This is a genomic window from Bartonella pachyuromydis (genome assembly GCF_039543065.1).
GTDB classification, from domain to species: domain Bacteria; phylum Pseudomonadota; class Alphaproteobacteria; order Rhizobiales; family Rhizobiaceae; genus Bartonella; species Bartonella pachyuromydis.
Genome location: NZ_BAABJA010000003.1, coordinates 82,630 through 107,453, shown reverse-complemented (window position 1 = coordinate 107,453; position 24,824 = coordinate 82,630). Strand labels below are relative to the sequence as shown.

Below are 24,824 nucleotides of genomic sequence, written 5' to 3'. Positions count from 1 at the left end.
GACATTTTTATTTCTTTTTTGTACGGTTTTATCTACACGCTTTTACCGTTTGTGATGTTCAAGCGAATGATTTGATTGATTTTAGCATGAGAGAGATTTATAATGAAATAATGTTAGGGGGCTCGAGGTTTTCATTCAATATCAATGAAGACATATTATCATTATGATATCAATCCGTTATCATAGTTAAAATCCACAAAAAGAATCTCAACTATTTATAGATTGTTATGGTTTAGAATCAGTGTTCTTTAGAGTAGGGAAGGGGATATTATATAAAGATTTTTTAGATAAAAATTGAGAGTATTTTGAAGAGATAAACATAGTACGTAAAATAGTGAATTAAGTAAATAAAAGTAATTTGAGGGCTGTTAATAATTTTAAAAAGCTCACACGTTTCGCACAAAAATTATTCGCAGAGATAATGAATTTGCTATTGTACATCCCAAATGGCGGAATTGAAGGCATATTTTAAGTGTGATATAGGAAAATACTCAATAACATATTTTAAAGGGATAAAAGTTGTTGTCGAGTATCTACAGTTTTATTTTCCCCTTCAATGAAGGTTTTTAAAGCTTGCGGATAAAGGGTATGTTCTGCTTTAAGAACTCTTTGTGCTAAACTTTCAGGAGTATCATTTAGGCAGACTGGAACAGCCGCTTGAGCAAGAATCTTTCCTGCATCCATGTCTTCTGTAACAAGATGAACAGTACAACCAGTGATTTTAACACCTGCTTGTAAGACTCTTTCATGGGTATTTAAACCTTTAAATGAAGGTAAAAGAGAAGGATGAATATTTAAAATTCGCCCTTCATAAAGTTTTACGAAACGTGATGAGATGAGGCGCATATAGCCTGCAAAGCAGAGAAGATCCGGTTGATATTGGGTTAAAACTGTAAAAATACCTTCTTCATGGGCTTCTTTTGTTGGATAGCTTTTGCGATCAACAATATGAACGGATAAGTTATTGTGACGAGCTTTTTCAATACCAGCAGCACGAGGATTATCACAAATAACTGCGGCGATTTCTGCAGGATATTCCTTTTGCTCACAAGCTTTAGCAAGGGAAACCATATTGGATCCGTTGCCAGAAATAAAAACAATAATTCGTTTTTTCATAAGTAAAGCGCACCTTTATAACATATTCTTTTATCTTGGCGTTTTGTTAAAACACCAAGATTTGTAACTGTTTCTCCTTGTATTTCAAGCGCTTGCGTAATTTTTTCAGCTGCTTGTTGCGCTACAATAATAATCATGCCAATGCCGCAATTAAATGTTCGTAGCATCTCTGTTTTTTCTATTTTACCCTGTTTGGCAATCCATGAAAAGACAGTTGGAACATGCATGTTAGAAAGATTGATTTCAGCGCAGAGAGAAGGTGGGAGTACTCGTGGAATATTTTCAGGAAAACCTCCACCGGTGATATGAGCAAGGGCTTTGATCCCCTTGTAATTTTGCATGATAGGGAGAAGCAATTTTACATAAATACGTGTTGGTGTGAGCAATTCTCTACCAAGACTCATTTGAGAATTAAAAGGGGCTGGATCTTCCCATTTTAGATGATTCTGTTGAACGATTCGCCTTATAAGAGAGAAGCCATTAGAATGAACTCCAGAAGCATTAAGACCTAAAATGATATCACCTTCTGTAAGATCTTTTGAAGGGAGTAATGCACTACGTTCGCATGCTCCTACAGCAAAACCAGCTAAATCATAATCTCCTTGTGCATACATACCCGGCATTTCTGCAGTCTCTCCTCCAATAAGGGCTGTTCCTGCTTGTTTACATCCCTTTGCAATACCAGAAATGATTGCAGCACCTTGTTCAGGATCAAGCTTACCCGTTGCGAAATAATCTAGAAAAAAGAGAGGTTCAGCACCTTGTACGAGTAAATCATTTACACACATAGCTACAAGATCAATTCCCACTGTGTCATGAATACCACTTTCGATGGCAATTTTTAACTTTGTTCCTACACCATCATTAGCAGCTACAAGAATAGGATCTGTAAAACCTGCCGCTTTTAAATCAAAGAGGCCACCAAAGCCACCGATTTCTCCATCTGCTCCTGCTCGTTTTGTAGCGCGTATGAAGGGTTTAATTTTTTCTACCATAGCATTACCCGCATCAATGTTTACACCGGCTTTTGCGTAGGTAAGACCAGATTTGGATTTATCATTTATGATATCTTGATTGCTCATTGGAGCCTTCCTTGTGAAAAATCAGCTTTTGATGTTATGCAATGCCATGATAGAGTTATCTCTGCAAGAGATATTGATATTTACCATTTTAAGAAAATAAGCAACTTCACTTGTAGCGCATGTTGAAGAAGTTTATAATCTTTGTGGAGAGTTTTTTTTAGGATATTTTATGAGCGAGATATCAGATAATCAGGGACAATCTTCTTGGCAGCTTATGAAAAAAAAAGTGAGTGAGAACAATTCTCGTGATCGTTATAAGACTTATGTGCCAGCTTATACTCAATTGCCGTTATCAAATAATATGAAAAAACAAATTTTTTTCTGGCTTGGTACACTGTTTTTTTTCGTTCTTTTTATGTTTGTTTTTGGTTCCATTTTGCTTCCTTTTGTAGCAGGAATTGTGTTGGCTTATTTTCTTAATCCTATTGTTCAATTGCTTGAAAAATTTGGTATTCGTCGTGTTTTTGGCACTATCCTCATTACTTTGTTTATTGTTGTTGTTTTTGTTGCGGCTTTAATTATTTTGATTCCTATTATCAGCTGGCAAATACAACAATTTGTGAGTAATGGTTTACCCGTTTATGTTAATCGTATTCAAACTTTTTTCGTTGAGCATGATTTTGATTGGGTAAGGCGCTATTTTGGAAGTGATCCAAATGAGTTACAGAGTAATGTTAAAGGACTTTTAGGAAAAAGTTCTGACTTTATTGCTTCTCTCTTGAATTCACTTTTAAAGTCAGGAAAATCTATCGTTAATCTTGTTAGCTTGTTTGTTGTGGCTCCTGTCGTGACGTTTTACATGTTATTAGATTGGCCCCGTATGGTTGCAACAATTGATTCGTTGATACCGCGTGATCATCTTGAAACCGTGCGCAGTATTTTTCATGAAATGGATAGAGCTATCGCCGGTTTTGTTCGTGGGCAAGGAACTGTTTGTCTTATTTTGGGGGGATATTATGCTATTGGTTTGACTGTCACAGGACTTAATTTTGGTCTTTTGATTGGTATGTTTATTGGCCTTATCAGCTTTGTTCCTTATATTGGTACGATGAGCGGTTTTGTTCTTTCTGTTGGTGTTGCGTGGGTGCAATTCTACCCAAGTCATTGGGGATGGATCATTGTTGTTATGGTTCTTTTTCTAATTGGTCAGTTTGTTGAAGGCTACATTCTCCAACCAAAACTTGTGGGGTCATCCGTGGGATTACATCCTGTGTGGTTGATGTTTGCACTTTTTGCTTTTTCTTCACTCTTTGGTTTCACTGGTATGCTTGTTGCTGTTCCTGCGGCAGCAGCTGTTGCTGTTTTGGTTCGTTTTGCTCTTCATACTTATCTTAATTCTCAGATGTATTCACGAAGTGGAAATTCGGAGCCTCTAGAATGAATGGGCGTGAAATACAATTACCTTTAAACTTTCCTCATAATCCGATTTTCCAATTTGATGATTTAGTGGTGACGGAAAGTAATCGTATGGCTTTTCAGCTCATTGATCATTGGCCAGATTGGGCCTTCCCTATTGCAGTTTTAGTTGGAAAAGAAGGATCTGGAAAAACACACTTTTCTAGCGTGTGGATGCAAAAAACAAATGCTTTAAGTATTCGTCGCAATGAAATTGATCAAGCTATTGCAATGGCTTCTCTAGGGCGAGCATTTTTAATTGAAGATATTGATGCGGGAGAAATTAGTGAGACAGGGCTTTTTCATTTAATGAACAGTATTAAGCAAGCAAATTTAGATGAACGTCAAGCTACTTTGTTGATAACTGCTCGTACAGTACCATCAGCATGGAATTTAAAACTAAATGATTTAAAAAGTCGCCTTAATTCGGTTATGTTAGTTGCGATTAATCAGCCTGATGACGCATTGTTAACAGCTGTTGCTTTCAAACTTTTTTCTGATAAGCAGATTATTGTTCATCCGGATGCTGTTCACTATCTTGTAAGCCGTTGTGAACGTTCTTTATTCGCACTGCGCCGTGTTATTGATTCTGTTGATCACTTAACGTTACAACGAAAACGCAAAGTAACGCGTGCTATCATTAGTGAAGTCCTTAATATGAAAATTCTATAAATGTTTTTTACAAACTGTTTAATAAAACTGCTTTTGTTCTATTATCATTATAGTGTGAAGTTAGAAATGTAGTGGTTTAAGTTTTTACTTTTTGACATCTGTCTCAAAGTGAATAAAGCAGGGGGCTTTCATTTGTCTGTTTTTCGTATAACAATATTTTTAAAATGATATATGTCTTCTATATTTTTTAAATGGCTTTAAATTTTTTTTATGATTTTTTTATAGTGTTTACAAATATATCAAACATTTGAAAGTGCATTTAGACGTGCTCTCATTATTTTCGATAACAAAATTTTTGTAATTTAAGAAAGATGTTTATTTTCTAGTTTACGTATTGTTTTTATTAAAAAAGTATAGAACTAAAAAAACAAAAATAATGAGTTAAAGAGAATGATAATAAGAAATTCTCAATTCTTTTGATTCCTTTTAACACTTTAATAAATAAAACTGGGATTGTGTAATTTTGTGTATTTAGGAATTTTTTTGTGATGCTGAGCTAATATGTTAAGGTTATATTTATTGGATATTCCTGATGTCGTGAAATCGTTGCTTAAAGCAATGTAAGAATATAAAATTTTCATAGAAAAGTGAGTTGTTTGTTATCCTCAGTTGGATTCCTTTTTTATAGAAAGCATTTTTTATTTCTGTCAATGAATATATAATAAAAAATTTTAAAATTCTTTCTTGTAAAGAAATACAATAAAATTTAAAAAAAAACGTGTTTTTCTCTTGCACTTCTGTTGTGAAAATTTTAGGAAATGTGCATCAAGTAAATGTAAATGGCGGAGCGTAGCGCAGCTTGGTAGCGCACCTGATTTGGGATCAGGGGGTCGTAGGTTCGAATCCTATCGCTCCGACCATATTTGATTTTATGTGGGGGAATGCTACAATCGGTTTGTGGTGAGAGATTATCATTCAAGTGTTGTATGGTCTGAAGGAAAGTAGCTATGATTGCACGTATTTATAGTCCTGCGAAGACGGCTATGCAGTCAGGTAGAAGAAATACTGGTTTTTGGATTTTGCAATATGAGCCATTACAGGCAAAAATGCTTGAGCCTCTTATGGGATATACGGCAACCGCTGATATAAGTAATCAAGTAAAAATCCATTTTAATAGCAAGGAAGAAGCAATTGCTTTTGCACGCAGAAATGCTATTTCTTACCGTGTAGAGAAAACGCATAGGTCGATTCGGCGTGCTGTTTCATATTCTGATAATTTTCGTAGTGATAGGCAGCAACCTTGGACACATTGAGTTTAAAGGTGTTGTTTTGAGTAGGAGAATGATCAATTGGTCCCGTAGCTCAGCTGGATAGAGCAACGGCCTTCTAAGCCGTGGGTCACAGGTTCGAATCCTGTCGGGATCACCATGTTTAGACAAATGGGTTATACGAAAGTTTAGGAATTTATATTCTTTTTATTCTATTAACTTGTTTTTTTGCGCTCAAAACCTTTTAAAAGTTTTTATTGGAACTTTTAGTATAAAGTGACGTGAGGTTGTTTTTGTTCAGCCAAAAGTACTTCAAGTTGTGATAGGGCGACGCCCGTATTGTCTGCGCATGTTGCTGTTTATTTTCTCGAATGGTGTACAGATTTTGTTATTTGCGCACATGTGTATACATGTTTCGTGAAACAGATGATCCTAAGATATTTCCAGAATGTGTCTATTTTGCCTTTTCTACAAATGGATGTTTCATCACTGAAGGAATCAAATTAACGATTTTCTGCTTATTGTGCTAAAATAGAAAAAAATATTTATTCTAAATTGGCTTTTCCTATTTTGAGATGAATGATATAATCTTTGACAGCTTATTAGTTTATTATAACTGCACTATCTTAGCATGAACCTATTAAAGGACATCAATTTAGATATATTCATGTGTGTCTAGCTATTCCATAACAGGGCAGTATTGGTTGACATCTTTTTCTGACCATAACATAAAATCCTTCTGTCTTAAGAAGGAGTGAGTTTGCATTCAAAGAAAAATATCTGTTTAAAAGAGTCTTATAGATCACTTAATTGAAAAGTTTTTTTAAGTTGTTACAAGATACCTTTAAAGTAGAGAAAAGGGTAAGATAATGTTGTCATATTTCCATATTGGAACAGATTAAAAATATTTTTATTTCTTGCGATCATTATTGCCCGATTCAATGAGAGCAAAAAGCTATTCTTACCTGAGAGCTTTTATTATTATCAAAATAGAAAGAAATTTTGATTCGTTATAGTTCTTCCGATAATAAACGATATCTTTTTTGAAAGATCCTCTGGTTATTAGATTCAGCCCCATAGGCTAAAATAGAGAACAACAATATTTTTGGAACAGAGGAAGATGTTTGTTGTAATAAGGATTACAATAAATCTTCTAATTCATTGTCGATAAAATTATTCGTATGTCTGTAATATTGCACAATATTTCACAATAGAATTTAGCATAATGCAAAGAGTTACTAGGAAAAGTTATCACAAAGAACATGCTTTGTAGAGAAATATAAAAAATCCTATTTCCGTACCTTTATTCTAGCACCCCTAACCTTTAAAAAAGATATGAGAGATCAACAACTTTTTGTATCATAAAACTAGATGGTGGGCGTGACAGGGATTGAACCTGTGACCCCTACGATGTCAACGTAGTGCTCTCCCGCTGAGCTACACGCCCATTCAATGACGTTGCATACACCACATAGAATTACAAACGTCAATGCCTAATTTAATTTTCTATTTAATCAGACACGAATAATTTGAAAAAACACCTTTTTAAGCCGCGATCAGTATTTTTTCAACTTCATTCACGAGTTCGCGCAGATGAAATGGTTTAGAAAGTACTTTTGCATCAGGAGGAGCATCGCTATTTGAATTGAGCGCAACTGCTGCGAATCCTGTAATAAACATTACGCGTAAATCAGGATCGATTTCAGTAGCACGTCGTGCAAGTTCAATTCCATCCATTTCTGGCATTACAATATCAGTAAGGAGAAGAGAAAAGGGTTCTTCTTGTAAACGTTCATATGCGCTAGCACCATTATCGAAATCAGCGACTTCGTAGCCTGCACGCTCTAAGGCTTTAGCTAGGAAGCGGCGCATATCGTTATCATCTTCTGCAAGCAGGATTCGTTTCATGATTATGTTCCAATGGCTCCATTCGTCAGAGTTTCTTGCCACACCAATTATATAATAGAGAATATTTATAAAAAAGATGATAAAACTCTCATAATTGGAATGAATGGCAAAATGGTTAATTCTTACATTCTTGTCAAGAATACAATATATTTGTTGTAAGTTAGTTAAATTCAAAATGTATGTAGCATTGAAAGAGAAAAGCTGTGTCTGAATATCTTAAACGCAATTAATTGTCATTTGTTCATCTTTTTCATTTTTTATGCTGATTATCACTTCTTTTAGGGATTTATGTGAGTATTCGCTTTATAAATGTATTGGGAAAGCAAAAGAGGAGTTATGTTGATTTTCTGTTTTTAATTTTGATAAGTTATATGATAGAACAAAACTTTATGGTTGTTTTTTCTTTGCAAAATTATTCCATGAATCTACTGTAAAACGTGTGAGTATTATGAATATTTTTAAAATTGATAAAACTTATATTATCTCTAATTAATATAAAAAATAACAATAATATACTTTATATATTATTAATGATTACTGTGTGATAGTATATTAAAATTTATTTATTATTTAAGTTGCAATTCGTATTAATTTTATATAATTGTTACATTCATATCTCAAATGACCATTTATTTATAAGCTTTGAAATTTTTATTTTTTGATTGTATAAATGGATTTTTATAAACTATACGAGCTTTTCGTATTTTCAATTTGAAAGTGAAAGCATTTTATTAGGAATTGTTATTTCATAGATAGATTCGTGGAAATAAATGCATCAAATGCAGCCCAAAATTGTTGTTTATAACTTTCTTCATACATAATTGTATCAAGTTCAGCACCTGTAATGGTGATACTTTCTGTTAAACGTACCTGTTGACATAATTGTCGGACCTCAATGTTATTAGCAATATTGTTTTGATTGGCGAGGATAAACAATGTTGGAATTTTTAAATGCCCATGAAGGATATTTTTTTTCATAGAATCAATTGCATTAAGCACTGAGGATATCCATTGGGATGTTGGAGGCTTAATAGGGAAAAAAGTTGCTTTATGTGCCTGTCCTAATCGTTTGTTTTTTTGTTTTGTTTGTGTGAATTTTTTTCCACCTTTAGCTGGTAAAAAGCCAAGACCTACATCAGAAAGAAATTGTGTTAATTTATGTTGGAAGCCATTTGTTTTGTTGCCCAAAGGAGCAAAAAGAGGAGAAACACACAGCATTTTATTAAACTGATGGTTAAGAAGATCTAATCCACTCAGTGCTATCAAACCGCCTATACCATAGGTTAGCATATAGTAAGGTGGTGGAAAATCAGGGTATAGAATTTTTTTAAGAAATTTATCTAAGTCATTAATATCATTGTTAATATCAAAATAATACTGTTTATTTTGTCTTTTGAGATTGAATGGTAATTTTTCTTGTTTAAACCAGTCAAATATCGCCGTATGAAAACCGCGTATAGAAAGTTCATTCATTAATAAAAAATATTCTTCTAAAGTATTTCTATAGCTTTCGAGAATGACGACTGTTCCCTTAGTTTTTTTTCTTTCAGGATATGTTAAAGCAAAACGAATTTTGCGATCCGTGGCTATTTTAAGGTAACCATGAAGGATATTGGCAGGAGTAGAATTCCGGTTTGTAGGATAAAGAGGTGTTTCCAATTGACATCCTTTGCAATGCATTTTGCAGTTTAGTACAAAATGAAATAACGAGAAAATTGCTATTTATGTAATGATGATGAAGAGTTAGACAACAGTATTTATATTGCTTTTTATGTATTTTTATAAACTTAAACTACGAAAGAGTTGAAATATCATAGAACGATTACCAGATAAATAGTGCGGTTGCCATAATGGGACTGTGGGTTCACGGGAAAGTTGGCTATTTGGAAACTTTGTGTGAGTCAATTTATAAATTATAGTCGCTCTAAAGGAGGGCAATGTTTATGCGTCAAGTAGATTTTTCACCATTTTATCGTTCCACAGTAGGTTTTGATCATCTTTTAAACTGGTTTGATTCTAGGACACAACTCGATGATGTCTCTTCCTATCCACCTTATAATATTGAGCGTTTAACCGAAGATTCTTATAGAATTTCTATGGCTGTTGCTGGCTTTTCTCAAGATGAAATTGATATTGAAATGCATTGTAATCAGCTCATTATTAAGGGTGCGAGAAAAACTGAAAAAGATGATGAAGAACGAGAGTTCCTTTATCGAGGTATTGCTTCGCGTGCTTTTGAGCGGCGTTTTCATTTGGCTGATCATGTTAAGGTTATCGGAGCAGAACTTGGCGATGGTCTTCTTCATATTCAGCTTAAAAGAGAAATGCCTGCTGAGCTAAAACCTAAAAAAATAGCAGTGCAGACATCATCATCTGTCATGCAAAATGATAACACATAGTAGATGTAAAGTACTTTTAGCTAAGAAAGCTGAATGCTTATAAATTTTAAAAGATAACAAAGTGACGCGAGACAAAAGTCTCGCGTTTTTAAGTTTTTTATTAAAAGAAAGACTTTTACTCTTTATTCTAAACTCTCATGATAACCATCTAATATAAATTGATAAAATAGAGCATTTTGTAAAAACTTTATCTTCTGCATCATGAAATAGTGATTTCATTCACAAAAAGGGGCATATACTGTATTTGTGGAGTGTGGTACTGTGTTTGGTAATAATGGGGGAGTAAGATTAATTAGAAAAAGGTAAGAATTCATTGTTTTTATAGCTATTTTTTTTCATTAAAGGGGGGGGAAATGATAAAACCAAAATCTGGTAGCAAAAGTAAGGGAAAATTTTAAAAGATTTTTGAAGAGTCTATGAAATCTCAAAAAAAATATCTTTAAAAGGCTTTTATATGCAAAATCCAATGATAAGCTACAATAGGTGCATTTTGTATTGCTTTGAGGGTTTTCTAATAAAAATGGTCGGAGCGGCGGGATTCGAACCCACGACCCCTTGACCCCCAGTCAAGTGCGCTACCAGGCTGCGCTACGCTCCGAACAGTGTAAAACGACTAAACGACGGCCCATCTAAAGGCAAGAAAAAAATAAACAGAACAAAATCTAAAATGCTCTTGCTCTTTTTAAAAAGCTTATATTCGTAAAACGAAACTTTGTATTTCAATGTTTTCTTGTTTATTAAGCTAGCTAATTAAGTCGTGTAGTCCTCAGTTTCATTGATTTGGTAGTTATTATTTATACAGACTCATTGGATTATTGTACGCGGTTTATGAAAACATAGGATAAATTTTCTGTGCATATTAAGTATATTCATTTTTTCTGATATTTAATAGGACTTAGTAGATACAAGAGTAAAAGTGGTAGCTTTTTAAGGCTTTTGTTTGTTCATCAGAGATTCTAAAAAAGATAACTATTTCTATTAATGTAATGGTAAATACGTGACATTGAAGAGTTTTTTCTTTATTTTTTATGAGATAAAATGGTTATAAAGTAGAAATCTCAGGTCGTATAACTATAAATGCAAATTATTGAATATGAGTCTTTTATTCCGATAAGAAAAGATCAAAACATTCAATTTATATCTTGTTGTTTTATTTCTAATATACAAAATAAATCATATATTGGAGATAAAACATATTTCAAATATGTTTGTTGAGCAAAAAAAGAGTTAATGATGAGTCGTTTTTCGATAATAACTTTAACGCAAGCAGCGATAGATCGTGTTAAAGCGATTATGGATGTAAAAGATGCACGGGGTATTCTTATTGGCATCAAGAAAGGCGGTTGTGCGGGGATGGAATATACCATTACCCTTGTAAGGGGAGAGAAATTAGAGGCAGATGTTGTCGAAGTAAATGGTGCTCGTGTTTTTATAGCACATGATGCCGTATTATTCTTATTAGGAACACAGGTCGATTATGAAGTGACGACACTTCGTTCTGGGTTTGTTTTTAAAAATCCTAATCAAGTTTCAGCATGTGGGTGTGGTGAATCAGTAGAGCTTCGTCCTGCTTTGCAAAATCAGTTAAATGAAACATATAAAGCCAGTTGAGTGCTGTAAGATTTTATTAAGTGATTCAGGCAATCATTTTTCAGATTTGTAAAATTTGATATTTTTTTATTTCGCAATTTTAGCTTTATTCCAAAGATCTTCCATTTCATTCAACGATGCTTCGGCTAATGTCTTAGATTGTGTGGATAGGCTTTCTTCGATATAGGCAAAACGATTGCGAAATTTTGTATTTGTTTTTTTTAATGCTTTTTGTGAGTCAATATTTAAGTGGCGTGCAAGATCGAGCAGAACAAAATAAAGATCACCGAATTCTGCTTCTATATCTGATATTTTATCATCTTTGATTGCTTTTTTGAGTTCATTGAGTTCTTCTTCGATTTTTGCAAAAATTTTATGACTTTCATGCCAATCAAATCCCACTTTCGCAGCTTCTTTTTGTAAAGCAAGTGCTTCTTGGTCTGCGGGCTGAACCTTTTTTACTTTGGTAAGAATGCTTGTTGTAAAATCGTCTGATATGTTTGATTCTTTGTTTCTTTCTTTCTGCTCAACCCGTTCTCTTTTTTTAATATGTTCCCATTCTTCTGCTATAAAACCACGTTTTCTTTGTTCCTCATTCCCAAAAACATGAGGATGACGACGAATCATTTTTGTGGTGATTGCGTAAACAACATCTCCAAAAGTGAAGCTCGCTTCTTCTTGAGCGATTGTAGCATGATAGACGACCTGTAAAAGGAGATCACCAAGCTCATCGCAAAGATCTGTTCGGTTTTTTCGTTCAATTGCATCGATAACTTCATGAACTTCTTCATGCATATAGGGGATGAGGGATTCAAATGTTTGTTTTATATTCCAGACACATCCGCTCTCACGATTTCGTAATGCTGTAACAATTGCAATAAGATCATTAACATCTTTTGAGGCGATCATTTATGCCTCTCCTATAAAGGTTTATGGATATATCAATTATCCCAACGTCTGTGTAACCATGTCCATTGCCCTGGATATTCACGTACCCAACTTTCAACAATATCATTTAATTTTTGTATGGAAGCTGCTACATCAATTTCGTTTTTTTCATCAAGTGGAAGTTTCACACGTTCGTATAATTCTAAACGATGCCGTCTTCCAGAAAGACGAATACAACGTACAGGGTAAATATCACAATTATATTGTCGTGCAAGTTTTACAATTAAAGGATTCGTTTTAAGTGGCCTATTAAAAAATGTTCCTAAAACACCACGGCGAAATTTTTGATCAACAAGCATACCAACGTTTTTACCCTCTGCCAACTTAGCTGCTAATGCCCAAGCTGCACCAGCTTTGGATGGAACAAGATGCCCCATGGAAGTTTTTCGAGCTTTAAGGACGCGTTTGGCAATATAGGGATTGTTGGGTGGTCTAAATAACACTGTAACGTCAAGATCGAAACTTTGGGCACAAATAGGGAGAAGTTCGAAATTTCCAGTATGCGCTGTAAAAAAAAGATGCGGTTTTTTTTCATTTTTTAATCGCTGAAATATTTCAATACCCTTAACTTCAATAAAACCTGGCTGCTCTGCATGAGGATCAAAATCAAAAATTTTATCAAGAAAAATATATTCAGCTAAAAATAATCCTATATTCTCCCACATTTCTATTGCAATTGCTTGGAGCTCTGCTTCAGTTTTTTCTGGATAAGCAGCTCTAAGATTTGCCAGAGCAATTTGATGGCGGTGTAGAAGGGGACCACATGTTCTTGCTAACCAAGAAAAGCAAGAAAATCCTATGTTAGGCGGGAAATATTTTAAAATATTTAGAGAACCAATGAGTAAATATCCCCACAAAAGATAAAATGATTTTTTTGCTATAATTTTAATAGGATAAATAAAATTTTTAATATAAAATTTCGTCATAACTTAATCGATTTTAAGAATAATTTTACCAAAAACATTACGGCTTTCCATTCGTTTTAAAGCTGTATCAATTTCATCAAATCCAACAATTGTATCAATGACAGGGTGTACAATGCCTTGTGCCATTTTTTGCATGGCATTTTGCATATTTTCTATACGACAGCCAAATGAACCGAATATTTTTAATTGTTGTTGGAATAGATGCATAAGATTGAGTGGAGCTGTGACTCCAGAAGTAGAACCACAAGTTACCAAACGTGCTCCTCGCTTCATACATAACAGAGAACCGCTCCATGTGTCGGCTCCCACATGTTCAAAAACAACATCAACGCCTTGCTTTTTGGTTAATTTACGCACAATACCTTCAAAACGATCTTTACGGTAATTAATCACGTGATCAGCGCCAAGCGATTGTGCTTTTGCAATTTTTTCATCAGAACCTACAGTTGTGATAATTGTACATCTTTTCTGTTTGGCGAGTTGAATGGCTGCTGAGCCAATACCAGAACCACCAGCCTGTATCAGGATTGTTTCTCCTTCTTGTAGTTTTGCGTTATCAAAAAGCATATGTTCTACAGTGCCAAAAGTAATTGGAGCAACAGCTGCTTGTAATTCATCACATTCTAAAGGGGCAGGGACCAATAGACGTGCTGGCAAATTAACAAGTTCACAGGCAAATCCATCAAGATGAAAACCGTAAACGCCTTTTACATGGCTGCAAAGATTATCACGTCCCTCACAACAGGCTTGGCATATTCCGCAGGTTTGTGCACCATAAATTGAGACGATCTGTCCAATTTGCAAATTTTCAACATCACTTCCCAGTTGAAGCACTTCACCAGAAGCTTCTGCACCAATTATGAGTGGCATTTTTCTTTTAGCAAAAGCCATACCACGCCAACCCCATACATCAATATGATTAAGAGCAACGGCTTTTATACGGACTGTTACTTCGTCGGGAGGAGGTGGTGGTGGTGAAGCAATATTGGTGAGTTCAAGCTGGCGCTCATTTAAGAGTTGCAGTGCACGCATTATTATCCCCATGTTAATGTATCTAGGTGATCAGATTACGTATGAAAAAATTAGATCAATATTGAAAAGATTATCCTTTATAGGCTGTGATAACAAGACTAGTATTTTGACCACCAAATCCAAATGAGTTTGACAAAACAGCATTAATACAAGCTTTACGGCTATGATTTGGAACAACATCTAAAGGGATAGCAGGATCAGGATCATCATAATTGATTGTAGGGGGAAGGATCCCTGATTGAATTGTTAAAAGCGAAAAAATAGCCTCTATGGCGCCAGCAGCAGTTAATGTGTGGCCAATCATTGATTTATTAGAAGAAACTGGAATATGCTTTAAAATATCGCCAAAGACTGTTGATAATGCGAGATATTCCATCTTTTCATTTTCAGGTGTCGAGGTTCCATGTGCATTAATATAATCAATTTCATTGATGGTTATTTTCGCATCATCTAAGGCTTTGCGAACGGCTTCAATTGCTGGAGATGCATCGGGTTTTGAACGTGTACGATGAAAATCATCGGCTGTTTCTCCACAGCCAGCTAGAATTCCTAAAATTGTCGCATTGCGATTTAGGGCACTTTCGAGAGATTCAAGAACGAGAGCGCCTGATCCTTCTGCCATAACAAAACCATCGCGGTCACGACTGAAGGGTTTTGCTGCTTTTTCTGCAGGATCATTATGTGTCGAAAGAGCAGATAATAATGAAAAACGAATAAGAGATTCAACAGAAACTGAACCATCTGTAGCAATTGTGAGTGCCCGATTCGTTTCTCCTCGTCGAATAGTTTCAACACCTAATTGGATTGCTGTTGCACCAGATGCGCAAGCAGTGGAAAGTGTGACAGGGAGTCCTTTTGTACCAAATTTTTTTTGCAGCTTTTCTGCAATTGCCCCAAATTGTGTTGTTTCAAAAAGTGTTTCATAGAGGTCATAGCGGCAGATTTCTAAAAGGTGTGCATAAGAAGGTTCCTCAATAGAGGTTTTCTTTTGATCAAGGGCAAAACGCGCTGTCCAGTCAAGCTCAACAGGGGGAGCAGCTAAAAATAAAGGTCCATTAAAATTTGTTTTATCAAGAGCAGCTTGCTCTAAAGCTTCTTCTGCAGCAAGATCAGCGAGTTTTTCAGAGAGAGCTGAAGCACCAAGCATACTTTCTCTAAGAAAATCAACTGTTCCAGCAATATGGGTATTTAACCCTTTAATGGAAAAACGTGTTATTTTATGGATACCACTAACACCACTTGTTAATTTTTGCCAATTTTCCTGCTTGCCTTGTCCCAGTGATGTTACAACTCCTGCTCCAGTTATTGCTACAAGTGGACGTCCAAAATAATCATTATATTTCACTATAGAAATTCTCCTCAAGCAGTAGTTAAGCGAACTATACCTTCAGCTCTTCTAATGCCAATGGTTGTAACAAACGCTTCACGTACTTCTTTAGAAAAAGGTTTTTCATGTGCACTTAATGCTGGGAAACTACGTTTTTTGTCAACAACAAGTGCAGCAAGTGCAAGTGCTAAAAGAAATTGTGCTTCTCGCATATAACCAAATAATGTTGTAATACCACGGTAAAACATATCAGTAGAATCAAGAGCGTTTTGTTCCGCTTTGGTTACTTTATGAGAGCCTGAGGCAGCGGAAATAGCTAAAGCAGAATTCGCTTCTACCATTTTCAACATTGATATAATCGATTCTTCAAGTGACACTTTTGTTCTATCTATTTGATCCGTGATGATTTGGCTAATTTCAGCATAAGCATGTGCATTACGTTTTCTTGCTTGTTTTCCACTTTCAAGGACTAGAAAGATGCCGCCAGAACCTGTTATAATTCCACCACCAGGATAATTGCTACGGTCCCATACTGGTGTCCAGCCATTTCGTGTTAAGAGACCTCCAAGTTCATGGGCCAGTAACATATCATAACTTTGTGCGTTATAAGAACTTCCTACCAGCGCATGGGTGCTTTGTCCTGATCGAATACGAGCAGCGGCAATTTGAAGTGCAGACAACCCACTGCCTTCTTCCCCCATAAAAGTACGAGAAGAACCTGTTACTTTATGCACAATCGAAATATTTCCAGCTAAAAGATTTGAGAGTTGTGCCAAAAACAAAGTTGGACGAAGCTCAGTCGAAAGAACCGAATTTAACATGGAAGCATGATCAGATGTTGTACGCGCTTGTGAGAGAATTTGTGTATCAACGATAATATCACGCTCTCCTCCACTTGCTGCAACAATCATATCCATTGTCGATGTTAACTGCTTATCATTTTTCATACCTGCATCATCAAGAGCAAGGCCTGCCGCATAGGTACCAAGACGTTGCCACGTGCCCATTTGCCGTTGATCACTTTTTTTGGGAATTTGTAAATTCCAATCAATTTCAGGTAATATATGGACAGGGTAGGGTGGAAAAGTTTTACAATCAAGATTTGGTGTGCATGTTGAATCATTCAAGAGATTCCAATGTTGATCAACCCCTTCACCCAAAGAGCTTATAAGTCCTATACCAGTGATAAATACAGTTTGGTTATGCATAATAAAAGAATTATTCCGCCTGTTTTGAGGCAACGAGTTCATCAATTTTTGTACAAAGGTTTTTAAGAACAAAATATTCTTCTGTTGCTACAGAACCTTCGTTGACTTCCTGTGTCCATTGCTCTAAAGGAACTTTAATTCCAAAAGCTTTATCAATAGCAAAAACAATATCCAGAAAATCAAGACTGTCGATTCCTAAATCATCAATCGTATGGCTTTCAGGTGTAATTATACTGCGATCAATTTCACTGATTTCTGCAATAATATCAGCAACTTTGTCAAACGTAGAGGACAATGTACAATTCCTTATTATAAAGTTGATAAATTCAAAATACACTTAACACAATTCTTCTAGCCTTTTTTCCCTGCAAAAAAAAGACTTAATCTTAGAATGCTGCTGTCTTTCTCATAAGGCAAATACATTTGCAGTGCGTGAAATTATACATTTCAATATTTTTGCAAAATTTAGAATTTTACTGTGAAATTTAGTTATTTTCATTTACTTTGTACTAGAAGTTTTTCTATTCGCAGCAAGGACGGCAAGAGCTGTCATATTTACCACTCCTCGTGAAGTTACTGAAGGTGTTAAGATGTGTGCAGAACGTGAGGCTCCAATCAAAATAGGGCCAACATGAAGTGCATTGGTGAGATTTTTCACAAGATTAAGTGTTATATTAGCGGAGTCAAGTGTTGGAAAGACAAGTAAATTAGCTTCCCCTTTGAGGCGTGAATCAGGGAAAACACGGTCACGAAAAATTGTAGAAAGTGCAGCATCGCCGTGCATTTCCCCATCGGCTTCTAAATTGGGGTATAATTTGGCAAGAATTTCGGTTGCACGGCGCATTTTGCGTGCACTTTCTGTATTTTTTGAACCAAAGTTTGAGTGTGATAATAATGCCGCTTTGGGTGTTATACCAAAAGCTTCAATTTCTTGTGCGGCCAATACTGTCATTTCTGCTATTTCTTCTGCAGAAGGGTCTTCATTAACGTAAGTATCCGTTAAAAAAAGAGTCCGACGCGGAGAAATAAGTAAACTTACAGCAGAAAAATGACGAATATTGGCATCAAGTCCAATAACTTGTTCAATGAGTTCAAGATGACGCTCAAAACGCCCTTCTAAGCCGCAAATCATTGCATCAGCTTCTTCACGCATCACGGCGAGGGCTGCAATTGCTGTTGTTGAGGTTCTGACAATTGTTTTTGCAACTTCAGGAGAGACGCCACGTCTTCCCGTATAACGAAGAAATAAATTAACATAATCACGAAAACGTGGATCATTTTCGGGATTTGTAAGTTCAAAATCTACGCTGGGGCGAATTCTTAAACCCAAGCGCTTTAATCTTGCTTCTACGACATGAGGTCGGCCAATAAGAAGAGGAATTGCAGTTTGTTCTTCAAGCACAATTTGCGCTGCTCGAAGCACACGCTCATCTTCACCATTGGCATAGATGACACGTTTACGTTTTGCTGTCTTTGCTGCTGCAAAAACAGGCTTCATTGTTAATCCAGAACGAAATACGAATCGATTGAGGATATCATAATAGGCTTCCATATTTTCAATTGGCCGAATCGCTACACCAGTTTCCATTGCAGCTTTAGCAACAGCAGGTGCAATGCGTAGTATTAAGCGTGGATCGAAGGGGGAGGGAATGAGATAATCTGGACCAAAACTGGGTGGTTTCTTTGAATATGCACGTGCTGCAATATCTGAAGTTTCTTCACGGGCTAAAGCCGCTATTGCATGAACTGCAGCCATTTTCATTTCTTCATTAATTGCAGTAGCTCCAACATCTAATGCACCACGAAAAATATAGGGAAAACAGAGAACATTATTAACCTGATTTGGATAATCAGAGCGTCCTGTACAGATCATTGCATCTGGCCTTACAGAACGTGCTTCTTCTGGCATAATTTCTGGTATTGGATTGGCAAGCGCTAAAATGAGTGGATTTGGAGCCATTTTTTTTAAATATTCAGGTTTTAAAACACCTCCCGCTGAAACACCTAAAAAAATATCTGCATTATCAATAATCTCGGATAATGTTCGTGCATTCGTTTTTTGTGCATAATTGATTTTCCAGCGATCCATGAGTGTTTCGCGACCTTCATAAACAACTCCTTCTAAATCGCTAAGCCAAATATTTTCAACTTTTGCTCCCAGACGAACCAAAAGATTAATGCAAGCTAAAGCTGCGGCACCTGCGCCTGAGGAAACTATTTTTGCATTTTCAATTTTTTTTCCTGAAAGATTTAAGGCATTTAATACGGCAGCAGAAACAATAATGGCAGTTCCGTGTTGGTCATCATGGAAAACGGGAATATTCATTTGAGAGCGAAGTTTTTCTTCGATTTCAAAACATTCTGGAGCTTTTATGTCTTCAAGATTAATACCACCAAATGTAGGCTCTAAGGCAGATACAGTTTCTACCATTTGATCAATGGTGGGTGCATTGATTTCAATATCAAAAACGTCAATGTTGGCAAATTTTTTAAATAAAACAGCCTTTCCTTCCATAACGGGCTTTGAAGCTAGTGGACCAATATTTCCCAACCCAAGAACAGCGGTCCCATTTGATATAACCGCGACTAAATTAGAACGAGCAGTATATTGCGCGGCAAGATTGGGATCTTTATGAATTGCAAGACATGGCGCTGCAACACCTGGAGAATAAGCAAGAGCTAGATCACGCTGATTATCAAGAGGTGTTGTCGCTTGTATTTCCAATTTCCCAGGTTTGGGATGTTGGTGATAAAAAAGCGCCGCACTGTCAAGCTCAGCTTTTTGTAAACTGAAATCACTATTTCGTTCTGTAGACATTTTTACGGTATCCAGGTTAGTGTATGTTTATATGAGTTATTCCATCTACGATAAGTTTTTTCCCCTGATAGATCCTCATTTTTCTAAAGTATAAAAATACATGAGAAAATTTTCCTAGATCGTTAATCAGTCTGATGTTTCTTTGTATTTGCCCTTATTAAACAAGTTCATTGCTATCAGTACAATTTGGTGTTCACTCCTTAACAAAAGCTCGTAGAAATTAGCCAGTTTAAAAATAAGTAAAATATTACGAGTGATTACATTACCAAGCCGTTGTTTTTTTTGCAATGCTGGCTGAGAAGAATAGAGGAGAGTCGCTTATTCATTGAACCGAATTGTCATAAATATATGCTTTCTTGAGGTTTCTATAAAGTGAAGATAAGATTTACAGACTATTATTGTTGACAAGAAAAATGAAGGAATGAAAGGGAAATAAAACAAGTATCAGGAGTTATACTTATCCTGTCGTATTATGCTGCTTTATAGGGAAATTATTTAAAATATTATAGAAAGTTTCATATCAACCATTTCCCCAACCTTTTTGATACACAACATTACAAATACATTATACGATAGAGAATAGTCATAATAACAAAAAAAGAAAAAGTGGAAAAATATTTTTTCCACTTTTATTGCTGGCTATTGAATGCGCCCACTTGCATGGGCAAGCATAGTATAGACTTTTCCAGTATCCGATATCAGGTACTTCCGAATTGCGTTGGAAGAACCAGAACTCCGCGATCCATCACGTAATAGCTTTTCAAAATCCATAATATACTGGTTAACTGAGCGTTTAAAATCAATATCACTCATATATTTTTTCTTAATCATTTCAAATATCGTTTTTCCATTTAACGTATAAAGGCGTTCTGTTACGATATTTTTTTGTCCACGGCGATAATGATCCCATAGCTCAACAACAGCATTATGGTTCATGGTTTGTACTATACTCGCTGCTAAAGAATTAAGCGATTCATGTGCAGAATGTGTTTTAGTTTGTACCGGTGCAAAAACAGTGTCATCAGGCATTTCATCATACCAAGTTTCTTCACGTGAAGCTCTTTCTAGGAGATTCGACACCCATTTATTTTGCCGTTTTTTGCTTTGATCTTGTTGCAAAACAGGTTTAGGAGGCACTATTTTTTTAACAATTTCAGAAGAAAGACTATCACTCTTCTTAAGTGTTGATGATGGAGGAAGCGTCGACATTATCTGTTCATGGGCATTTTTTTGTATAATGCTTACCAAGTCTTTTAACGCTGTAATCTGTTCATTCAGAGCAGTGCGAATTGTTTGCGTTGTTTCTTTTGTCTTTTCTGGAAGTTTTTGAACATTCTCATTAATATCGTTGTTAATTCTTGAAAGCTCTAAACGAACTTCATCTGCGGAGCGACGTATATCTTTTGCTGCTCCTGAAAAACGCACTGAAGCTTCATTAATAAGCTGGTTTAGTGATTCTTGAAGCGAATGGGTGGAGTGTCGCGCATTTTTATCCGTGCGCTCTAGTGCTAGGTTGAGAACATTTTCATAATGCACAATCAATTGATTAATTTCATGAGATTTTGAAATAAGTGAATCGCTTAATGCAGAGAGCATATTGCGTTTTTCTTCAAGGGTTGCACCAAGTGAATTTTCGGACTGCTCGAGAACATGAATAGTTTCAGAAAGTGTTTTAGCATGTTCACCAAAACGGCTTGTTATATGATTAATTTGTTCAAATGTATTTTGTGAAAGTCCTTGCAGAACCTCAACATTGTTATGGAGCGCTTGATTTGAGGCTGATAAATGCTCTGCTACTTGATTAGTATTGCGGAAAAAATTATTTGCAGCTTCGCTAAATTGACCGTCAATATTTTGAACTGTTGATAATAAAACATTATTATTCTCGTGGAAATTGCCAATTGATTGATTCAATTGTGCAACGATGGATGATACATTATCGATAAGATCATCTTTTAGAGCAGTTACTGTTTGAAGAGTTTCAGAGTTGGTCTGTGCCAAGCTATTCACTAAAGATTCATTGTGTGCATAAATCCTTTGTTCAGCTTCTTGTGTTGAAAGGGAGAGCTGTTCGCCCAGACGATGTGTTAAACAACCAATTGATTCCGTAGTATTTCGCGCTGCTTGATTTAAATGGCTTGTCAGTTCTGTAATTTTTCCAACATGTTCTAAAATTTGAGTAGCTGTTTGATTTTTTGCTTCTTCCAAACGATCACTTACATCAGAAAGTTGATATCCTAAATTATTTTTTAGATTTTGCATGGAGTGATGAAGAACATTGCAGCGCTCATTGAGGACGTGCTCAATTTCTGTTGTTGAAGTGTGAATGGTTTCATTCAACAATGCTTGTGCATTATGACTGGCCGTTGTGAAGGCCTCAAGTGTATGAGCTGTTTGCTCAGAGAGAACGGATAAAACTTTTTCACTGGTATCATAAACTGTTTGTTTAACATTTGATACAATGCGGGTTCCAGATTCTAAGAGAATATTTTCTGCTTTTGTGGTAACATTCTCTACAGATAAAACTATTTGTTCACTTGTAGAAGAAAGAATATCGGAGGCTTCTACAGCTTTATCATGCAAGCTATTTGTAACTGTGTTAACGGAATCTTCCAAGGTAATCCGTATATTATCAACACTTGCTTCTAGAGCTTGTTGAATCGCTTGACTTTGTTCATTATTAAAAATGATAGATGTTTGTAATGAATCAGAGTGTTTTTCAAGGGCAGATGTCTGCATCTCTATAGTTTCACATACTTGACCAAGTTTTGCGGAAAATGCTTCTTCTAGGTTGGTTGCACGCTCAAAAATTTGGCGGGTATGATTTTCTAAACTCTCATCAAGTGTTCCTATACGTGTTTCAAGGGCTTCAAAGAATGTTCCGTTAGATTGAGAGAGAGTATTCTTTAGAATTTCAGCATGTCCCTCGAGATTTTTGATATGACCTTGAACAGTTTCGGTAATGTTTTTACTATTAGCAGCAATTGCATCTTCAACAAGATCTATTTGCTGTTTTAATGCAGCATCAACATGTATGTCACTTTTGGCAATGAGATTATGAATCGTTTCCATCCGCTGTTCAAGTATACGTGTTTGATCGGCAAGAACCTCGTTAAGAGAAAAACTATTAATCGCCAGAGAATCACGTAGTGCATCGGCACGAATATCAATATTTCTAGCTTGTGCTTCTAAAGCATCTTTCGTTGTATTACAGCTTTGTGCAATGACTTTTTGTAAGTTTTCTGTGCATTGAACGATATTTGCAACATGATTTTCTGCATGCTGATCAACGATTCGAGCATTATCAATCAAAACCTTTCCAAGATTTGAAGTATTTTGCGCTAAGATACCTATTTGAGTTTTCAACGTATCGGCAAATTTATTCTTTTCGTTGTCGAGCATGTTTGCCATGAGAGATCTTTGATCAGAAAGTTGCAATTTAAAGTCTTGCGAACACTCTTGTATGATATCAACGATAGTACTATCGATATGTTGAACTTCTTCTTTTAATTTCTCTTTGCTCTCATCGATTGCAGAGAGTATAGTCTCACGTCCATTTGTAAAGGCTTCGGTAATATCAGCCGTTCTTTCTTGGAGATTTTCATTAATCTGCAAGACATGAGTTTCTAAGAAATTACCAAGTTTTTCAGCATTATCTTCTAGGGTTTGACTGCGTGCTATGAAGGATTCAATTATGGAATTGCTGTGTTCTTTAAGAGAAAGATCAACACTTGCTAAACGGTTTTCAAAAGCTTCAATTGCTTCTGAAGTTATGTTGTCAAATTTAGAAGAGAGTTTGTATGCTTTCTCATCGAGCTGTATAACTTTTTCATCAAAATTTTGTAGAAACTGATTATTGCGATCAATAATAGATTTATCTAATATTTTAAACTTTTCATCAACATTATGGAGAGTTTGCTCTGTTGCTGTTTGTATATGCGTTGCAATCTTAGCAATATGCCCTTCAGCTTTAGCAGCAGTTTCATTAAAAGTTTTTTCTATTTGCTTTTCATTATTATTAAAACGTTTTGAGAAACTATCAAAATTTTTTCCTAATTCATGAAAAAATTCTGTATTTTTTTGCTGAATCTGTGTTGTGGTTTGATTAAATTTTTCAACGAGTTGACTCGTTACGCCATCACCAGCATAGGAAAGCCTTTCAACAAGATCTTCCCCCTGTTTTTGTAAAGTTTGGGAAAGAGTTTGCGCAAGCTTTTCAACATTGGTTACAATTTTGGAGGTAACCAAGCCAAATTCATCATTCAGTTGCTCTTGTGTTCCTTTAATTGTTGACTGAACTCGATCAGCATGGTTCAAGATAGCTATACGTTCATTACTTAATTCTTTGATGAGTGTGTGAATGCGCGATTCATTTTCAGCATAAGCTTGTTCTAGGTTATGAACTTCTCCTTGTATAATTGCTTCAAGTTCAACAGCACGTCCAAGGGTGCGCTCAATCCCCTCATTCATGGCCGCTACTTCTTCGCGAATAGTTTGTCCTATAGCAATAGCTTGTTTTTCAGAGATATTTTGTGGGTCACTCAAACGTTGTGCAGCATTGGTCATGAGAAGAGCAATATTATGCAATTCATTGGAGCGTTTTGTTAGTTGAGCAAATCCCCAAGATATAAGGATAGGAATTACTGTTCCAGCTGTTACAGCTAGCCCAGCTGGAGAGGTAACAAAAGTGGTAATATCCGATAAGGAATTGAGTCCAGCAGGAGCTAGCTTATGAGCTATAATAGCACTTCCTGTTGCCCATAAAGCACTGAGTGCTGTTGTACACCAGTAAATTCGAGAGGTAGAACGTTGCTTTAATAATTCAAAATTTAAAGGAGTTGTTATATCATCATTAGCAGGAAGAAGTTGTGTGGATAATAATCTATTACGAACAGTTCCGCCTGCAAGTTCAGATCCAGATTTGGGAGCAAAAAGCTGTTCAACAACGGATTCATCAACAACAGCACTATCATGAATATTGGAAATAAGAGTTGAAGTGCCATTTTCAGCGAAAACTTCTTCTTCTGCCATTGCAATCTTTTGAATGAGCTCATCTACAGTAATGACATTGTCAGAACTATTAGATGGTATTGTTTCAATCTCCGCGTTATCAAAGTCAAAGTTCATAGCTTTTGAGAGAGCTTCTTCGACTTCAATTTCAAATGTTTGTAACTTAGTTCTACGTGCCATACTTG

The 24,824-nt window shown here is 35.7% G+C and carries 17 protein-coding genes and 4 tRNA genes; 7 read left to right on the top strand and 14 right to left on the bottom strand.

From position 1 onward, the window contains the following. Window positions 1-504 precede the first annotated feature (504 nt). Window positions 505-1,116: a phosphoribosylglycinamide formyltransferase gene (purN, locus tag ABD917_RS03510; RefSeq protein WP_345118713.1), complete on the bottom strand. Its 612-nt coding sequence runs from the start codon at window positions 1,114-1,116 to the stop codon at window positions 505-507. After that, on the bottom strand, window positions 1,113-2,198 hold the full coding sequence (gene purM, locus ABD917_RS03505) for a phosphoribosylformylglycinamidine cyclo-ligase (RefSeq protein WP_345118712.1): 1,086 nt from the start codon (window positions 2,196-2,198) through the stop codon (window positions 1,113-1,115). The genes purN and purM overlap by 4 nt, the downstream gene beginning before the upstream one ends. A 169-nt stretch (window positions 2,199-2,367) precedes the next feature. On the opposite strand from purM, the gene ABD917_RS03500 reads away from it, so the two are divergent. From ABD917_RS03500 to ABD917_RS03480, 5 genes are all read left to right on the top strand, one after another. Beyond that, a complete protein-coding gene (locus ABD917_RS03500; protein WP_345118711.1) occupies window positions 2,368-3,579 on the top strand; it encodes an AI-2E family transporter in 1,212 nt (403 codons plus the stop codon). After that, window positions 3,576-4,265: a DnaA regulatory inactivator HdaA gene (gene hdaA / locus ABD917_RS03495; RefSeq protein WP_345118710.1), complete on the top strand. Its 690-nt coding sequence runs from the start codon at window positions 3,576-3,578 to the stop codon at window positions 4,263-4,265. The genes ABD917_RS03500 and hdaA overlap by 4 nt, the downstream gene beginning before the upstream one ends. Window positions 4,266-5,048: 783 nt before the next feature. Next, window positions 5,049-5,125 (top strand) — tRNA-Pro (locus ABD917_RS03490). A gap of 87 nt (window positions 5,126-5,212) precedes the next feature. Then, window positions 5,213-5,518, top strand: a complete 306-nt coding sequence (locus tag ABD917_RS03485) for an ETC complex I subunit (protein ID WP_345118709.1) — start codon at window positions 5,213-5,215, stop codon at window positions 5,516-5,518. A 38-nt stretch (window positions 5,519-5,556) separates the two neighbouring features. After that, window positions 5,557-5,633, top strand: a tRNA-Arg gene (locus ABD917_RS03480). A 1,212-nt stretch (window positions 5,634-6,845) separates the two neighbouring features. On the opposite strand, the gene ABD917_RS03475 is transcribed toward ABD917_RS03480, so the two are convergent. The 3 genes from ABD917_RS03475 to ABD917_RS03465 all read right to left on the bottom strand — a co-directional run bounded on the left by ABD917_RS03475 (window position 6,846) and on the right by ABD917_RS03465 (window position 9,040). Beyond that, window positions 6,846-6,920: transfer RNA gene (locus ABD917_RS03475), tRNA-Val, on the bottom strand. Between the two features lie 98 nt (window positions 6,921-7,018). Continuing rightward, window positions 7,019-7,381 (bottom strand): cell cycle two-component system response regulator CpdR, encoded by a 363-nt coding sequence (cpdR, locus tag ABD917_RS03470; protein ID WP_004858948.1) that lies wholly within the window; start codon window positions 7,379-7,381, stop codon window positions 7,019-7,021. 741 nt (window positions 7,382-8,122) lie between these two features. Continuing rightward, entirely contained in the window at window positions 8,123-9,040 is a 918-nt protein-coding gene (locus tag ABD917_RS03465; RefSeq protein WP_345118708.1) for a serine aminopeptidase domain-containing protein, read from the bottom strand. Between the two features lie 284 nt (window positions 9,041-9,324). Between ABD917_RS03465 and ABD917_RS03460 the strand changes: the two genes are divergently transcribed. After that, a complete protein-coding gene (locus tag ABD917_RS03460) occupies window positions 9,325-9,780 on the top strand; it encodes an Hsp20 family protein (RefSeq protein WP_345118798.1) in 456 nt (151 codons plus the stop codon). A gap of 521 nt (window positions 9,781-10,301) precedes the next feature. On the opposite strand, the gene ABD917_RS03455 is transcribed toward ABD917_RS03460, so the two are convergent. Further along, window positions 10,302-10,378, bottom strand: a tRNA-Pro gene (locus ABD917_RS03455). Window positions 10,379-11,013: 635 nt separating this feature from the next. On the opposite strand from ABD917_RS03455, the gene ABD917_RS03450 reads away from it, so the two are divergent. Further along, complete coding sequence (locus ABD917_RS03450) at window positions 11,014-11,391, top strand: iron-sulfur cluster assembly accessory protein (protein WP_345118797.1); 378 nt, start codon at window positions 11,014-11,016, stop codon at window positions 11,389-11,391. A 66-nt stretch (window positions 11,392-11,457) separates the two neighbouring features. Here ABD917_RS03450 and mazG read toward each other — a convergent pair whose 3' ends face one another. The 8 genes from mazG to ABD917_RS03410 all read right to left on the bottom strand — a co-directional run bounded on the left by mazG (window position 11,458) and on the right by ABD917_RS03410 (window position 24,819). Next, the gene (gene mazG, locus ABD917_RS03445) at window positions 11,458-12,279 is read right to left on the bottom strand and encodes a nucleoside triphosphate pyrophosphohydrolase (protein WP_345118707.1); all 822 of its coding nucleotides are present in this window, start codon (window positions 12,277-12,279) and stop codon (window positions 11,458-11,460) included. 32 nt (window positions 12,280-12,311) lie between these two features. Further along, the gene (locus tag ABD917_RS03440; protein ID WP_345118706.1) at window positions 12,312-13,244 is read right to left on the bottom strand and encodes a lipid A biosynthesis lauroyl acyltransferase; all 933 of its coding nucleotides are present in this window, start codon (window positions 13,242-13,244) and stop codon (window positions 12,312-12,314) included. A 3-nt stretch (window positions 13,245-13,247) separates the two neighbouring features. Further along, on the bottom strand, window positions 13,248-14,276 hold the full coding sequence (locus ABD917_RS03435; RefSeq protein WP_345118705.1) for a zinc-binding dehydrogenase: 1,029 nt from the start codon (window positions 14,274-14,276) through the stop codon (window positions 13,248-13,250). A gap of 70 nt (window positions 14,277-14,346) precedes the next feature. Further along, window positions 14,347-15,621: a beta-ketoacyl-ACP synthase gene (locus ABD917_RS03430; RefSeq protein ID WP_345118704.1), complete on the bottom strand. Its 1,275-nt coding sequence runs from the start codon at window positions 15,619-15,621 to the stop codon at window positions 14,347-14,349. Between the two features lie 14 nt (window positions 15,622-15,635). Continuing rightward, complete coding sequence (locus ABD917_RS03425) at window positions 15,636-16,811, bottom strand: beta-ketoacyl-ACP synthase (protein WP_345118703.1); 1,176 nt, start codon at window positions 16,809-16,811, stop codon at window positions 15,636-15,638. 10 nt (window positions 16,812-16,821) lie between these two features. Then, the gene (locus tag ABD917_RS03420; protein ID WP_345118702.1) at window positions 16,822-17,106 is read right to left on the bottom strand and encodes an acyl carrier protein; all 285 of its coding nucleotides are present in this window, start codon (window positions 17,104-17,106) and stop codon (window positions 16,822-16,824) included. Between the two features lie 204 nt (window positions 17,107-17,310). Next, the gene (locus tag ABD917_RS03415) at window positions 17,311-19,629 is read right to left on the bottom strand and encodes an NADP-dependent malic enzyme (RefSeq protein ID WP_345118701.1); all 2,319 of its coding nucleotides are present in this window, start codon (window positions 19,627-19,629) and stop codon (window positions 17,311-17,313) included. 639 nt (window positions 19,630-20,268) lie between these two features. Continuing rightward, on the bottom strand, window positions 20,269-24,819 hold the full coding sequence (locus ABD917_RS03410) for a hypothetical protein (protein ID WP_345118700.1): 4,551 nt from the start codon (window positions 24,817-24,819) through the stop codon (window positions 20,269-20,271). Between the last annotated feature and the right edge of the window lie 5 nt (window positions 24,820-24,824).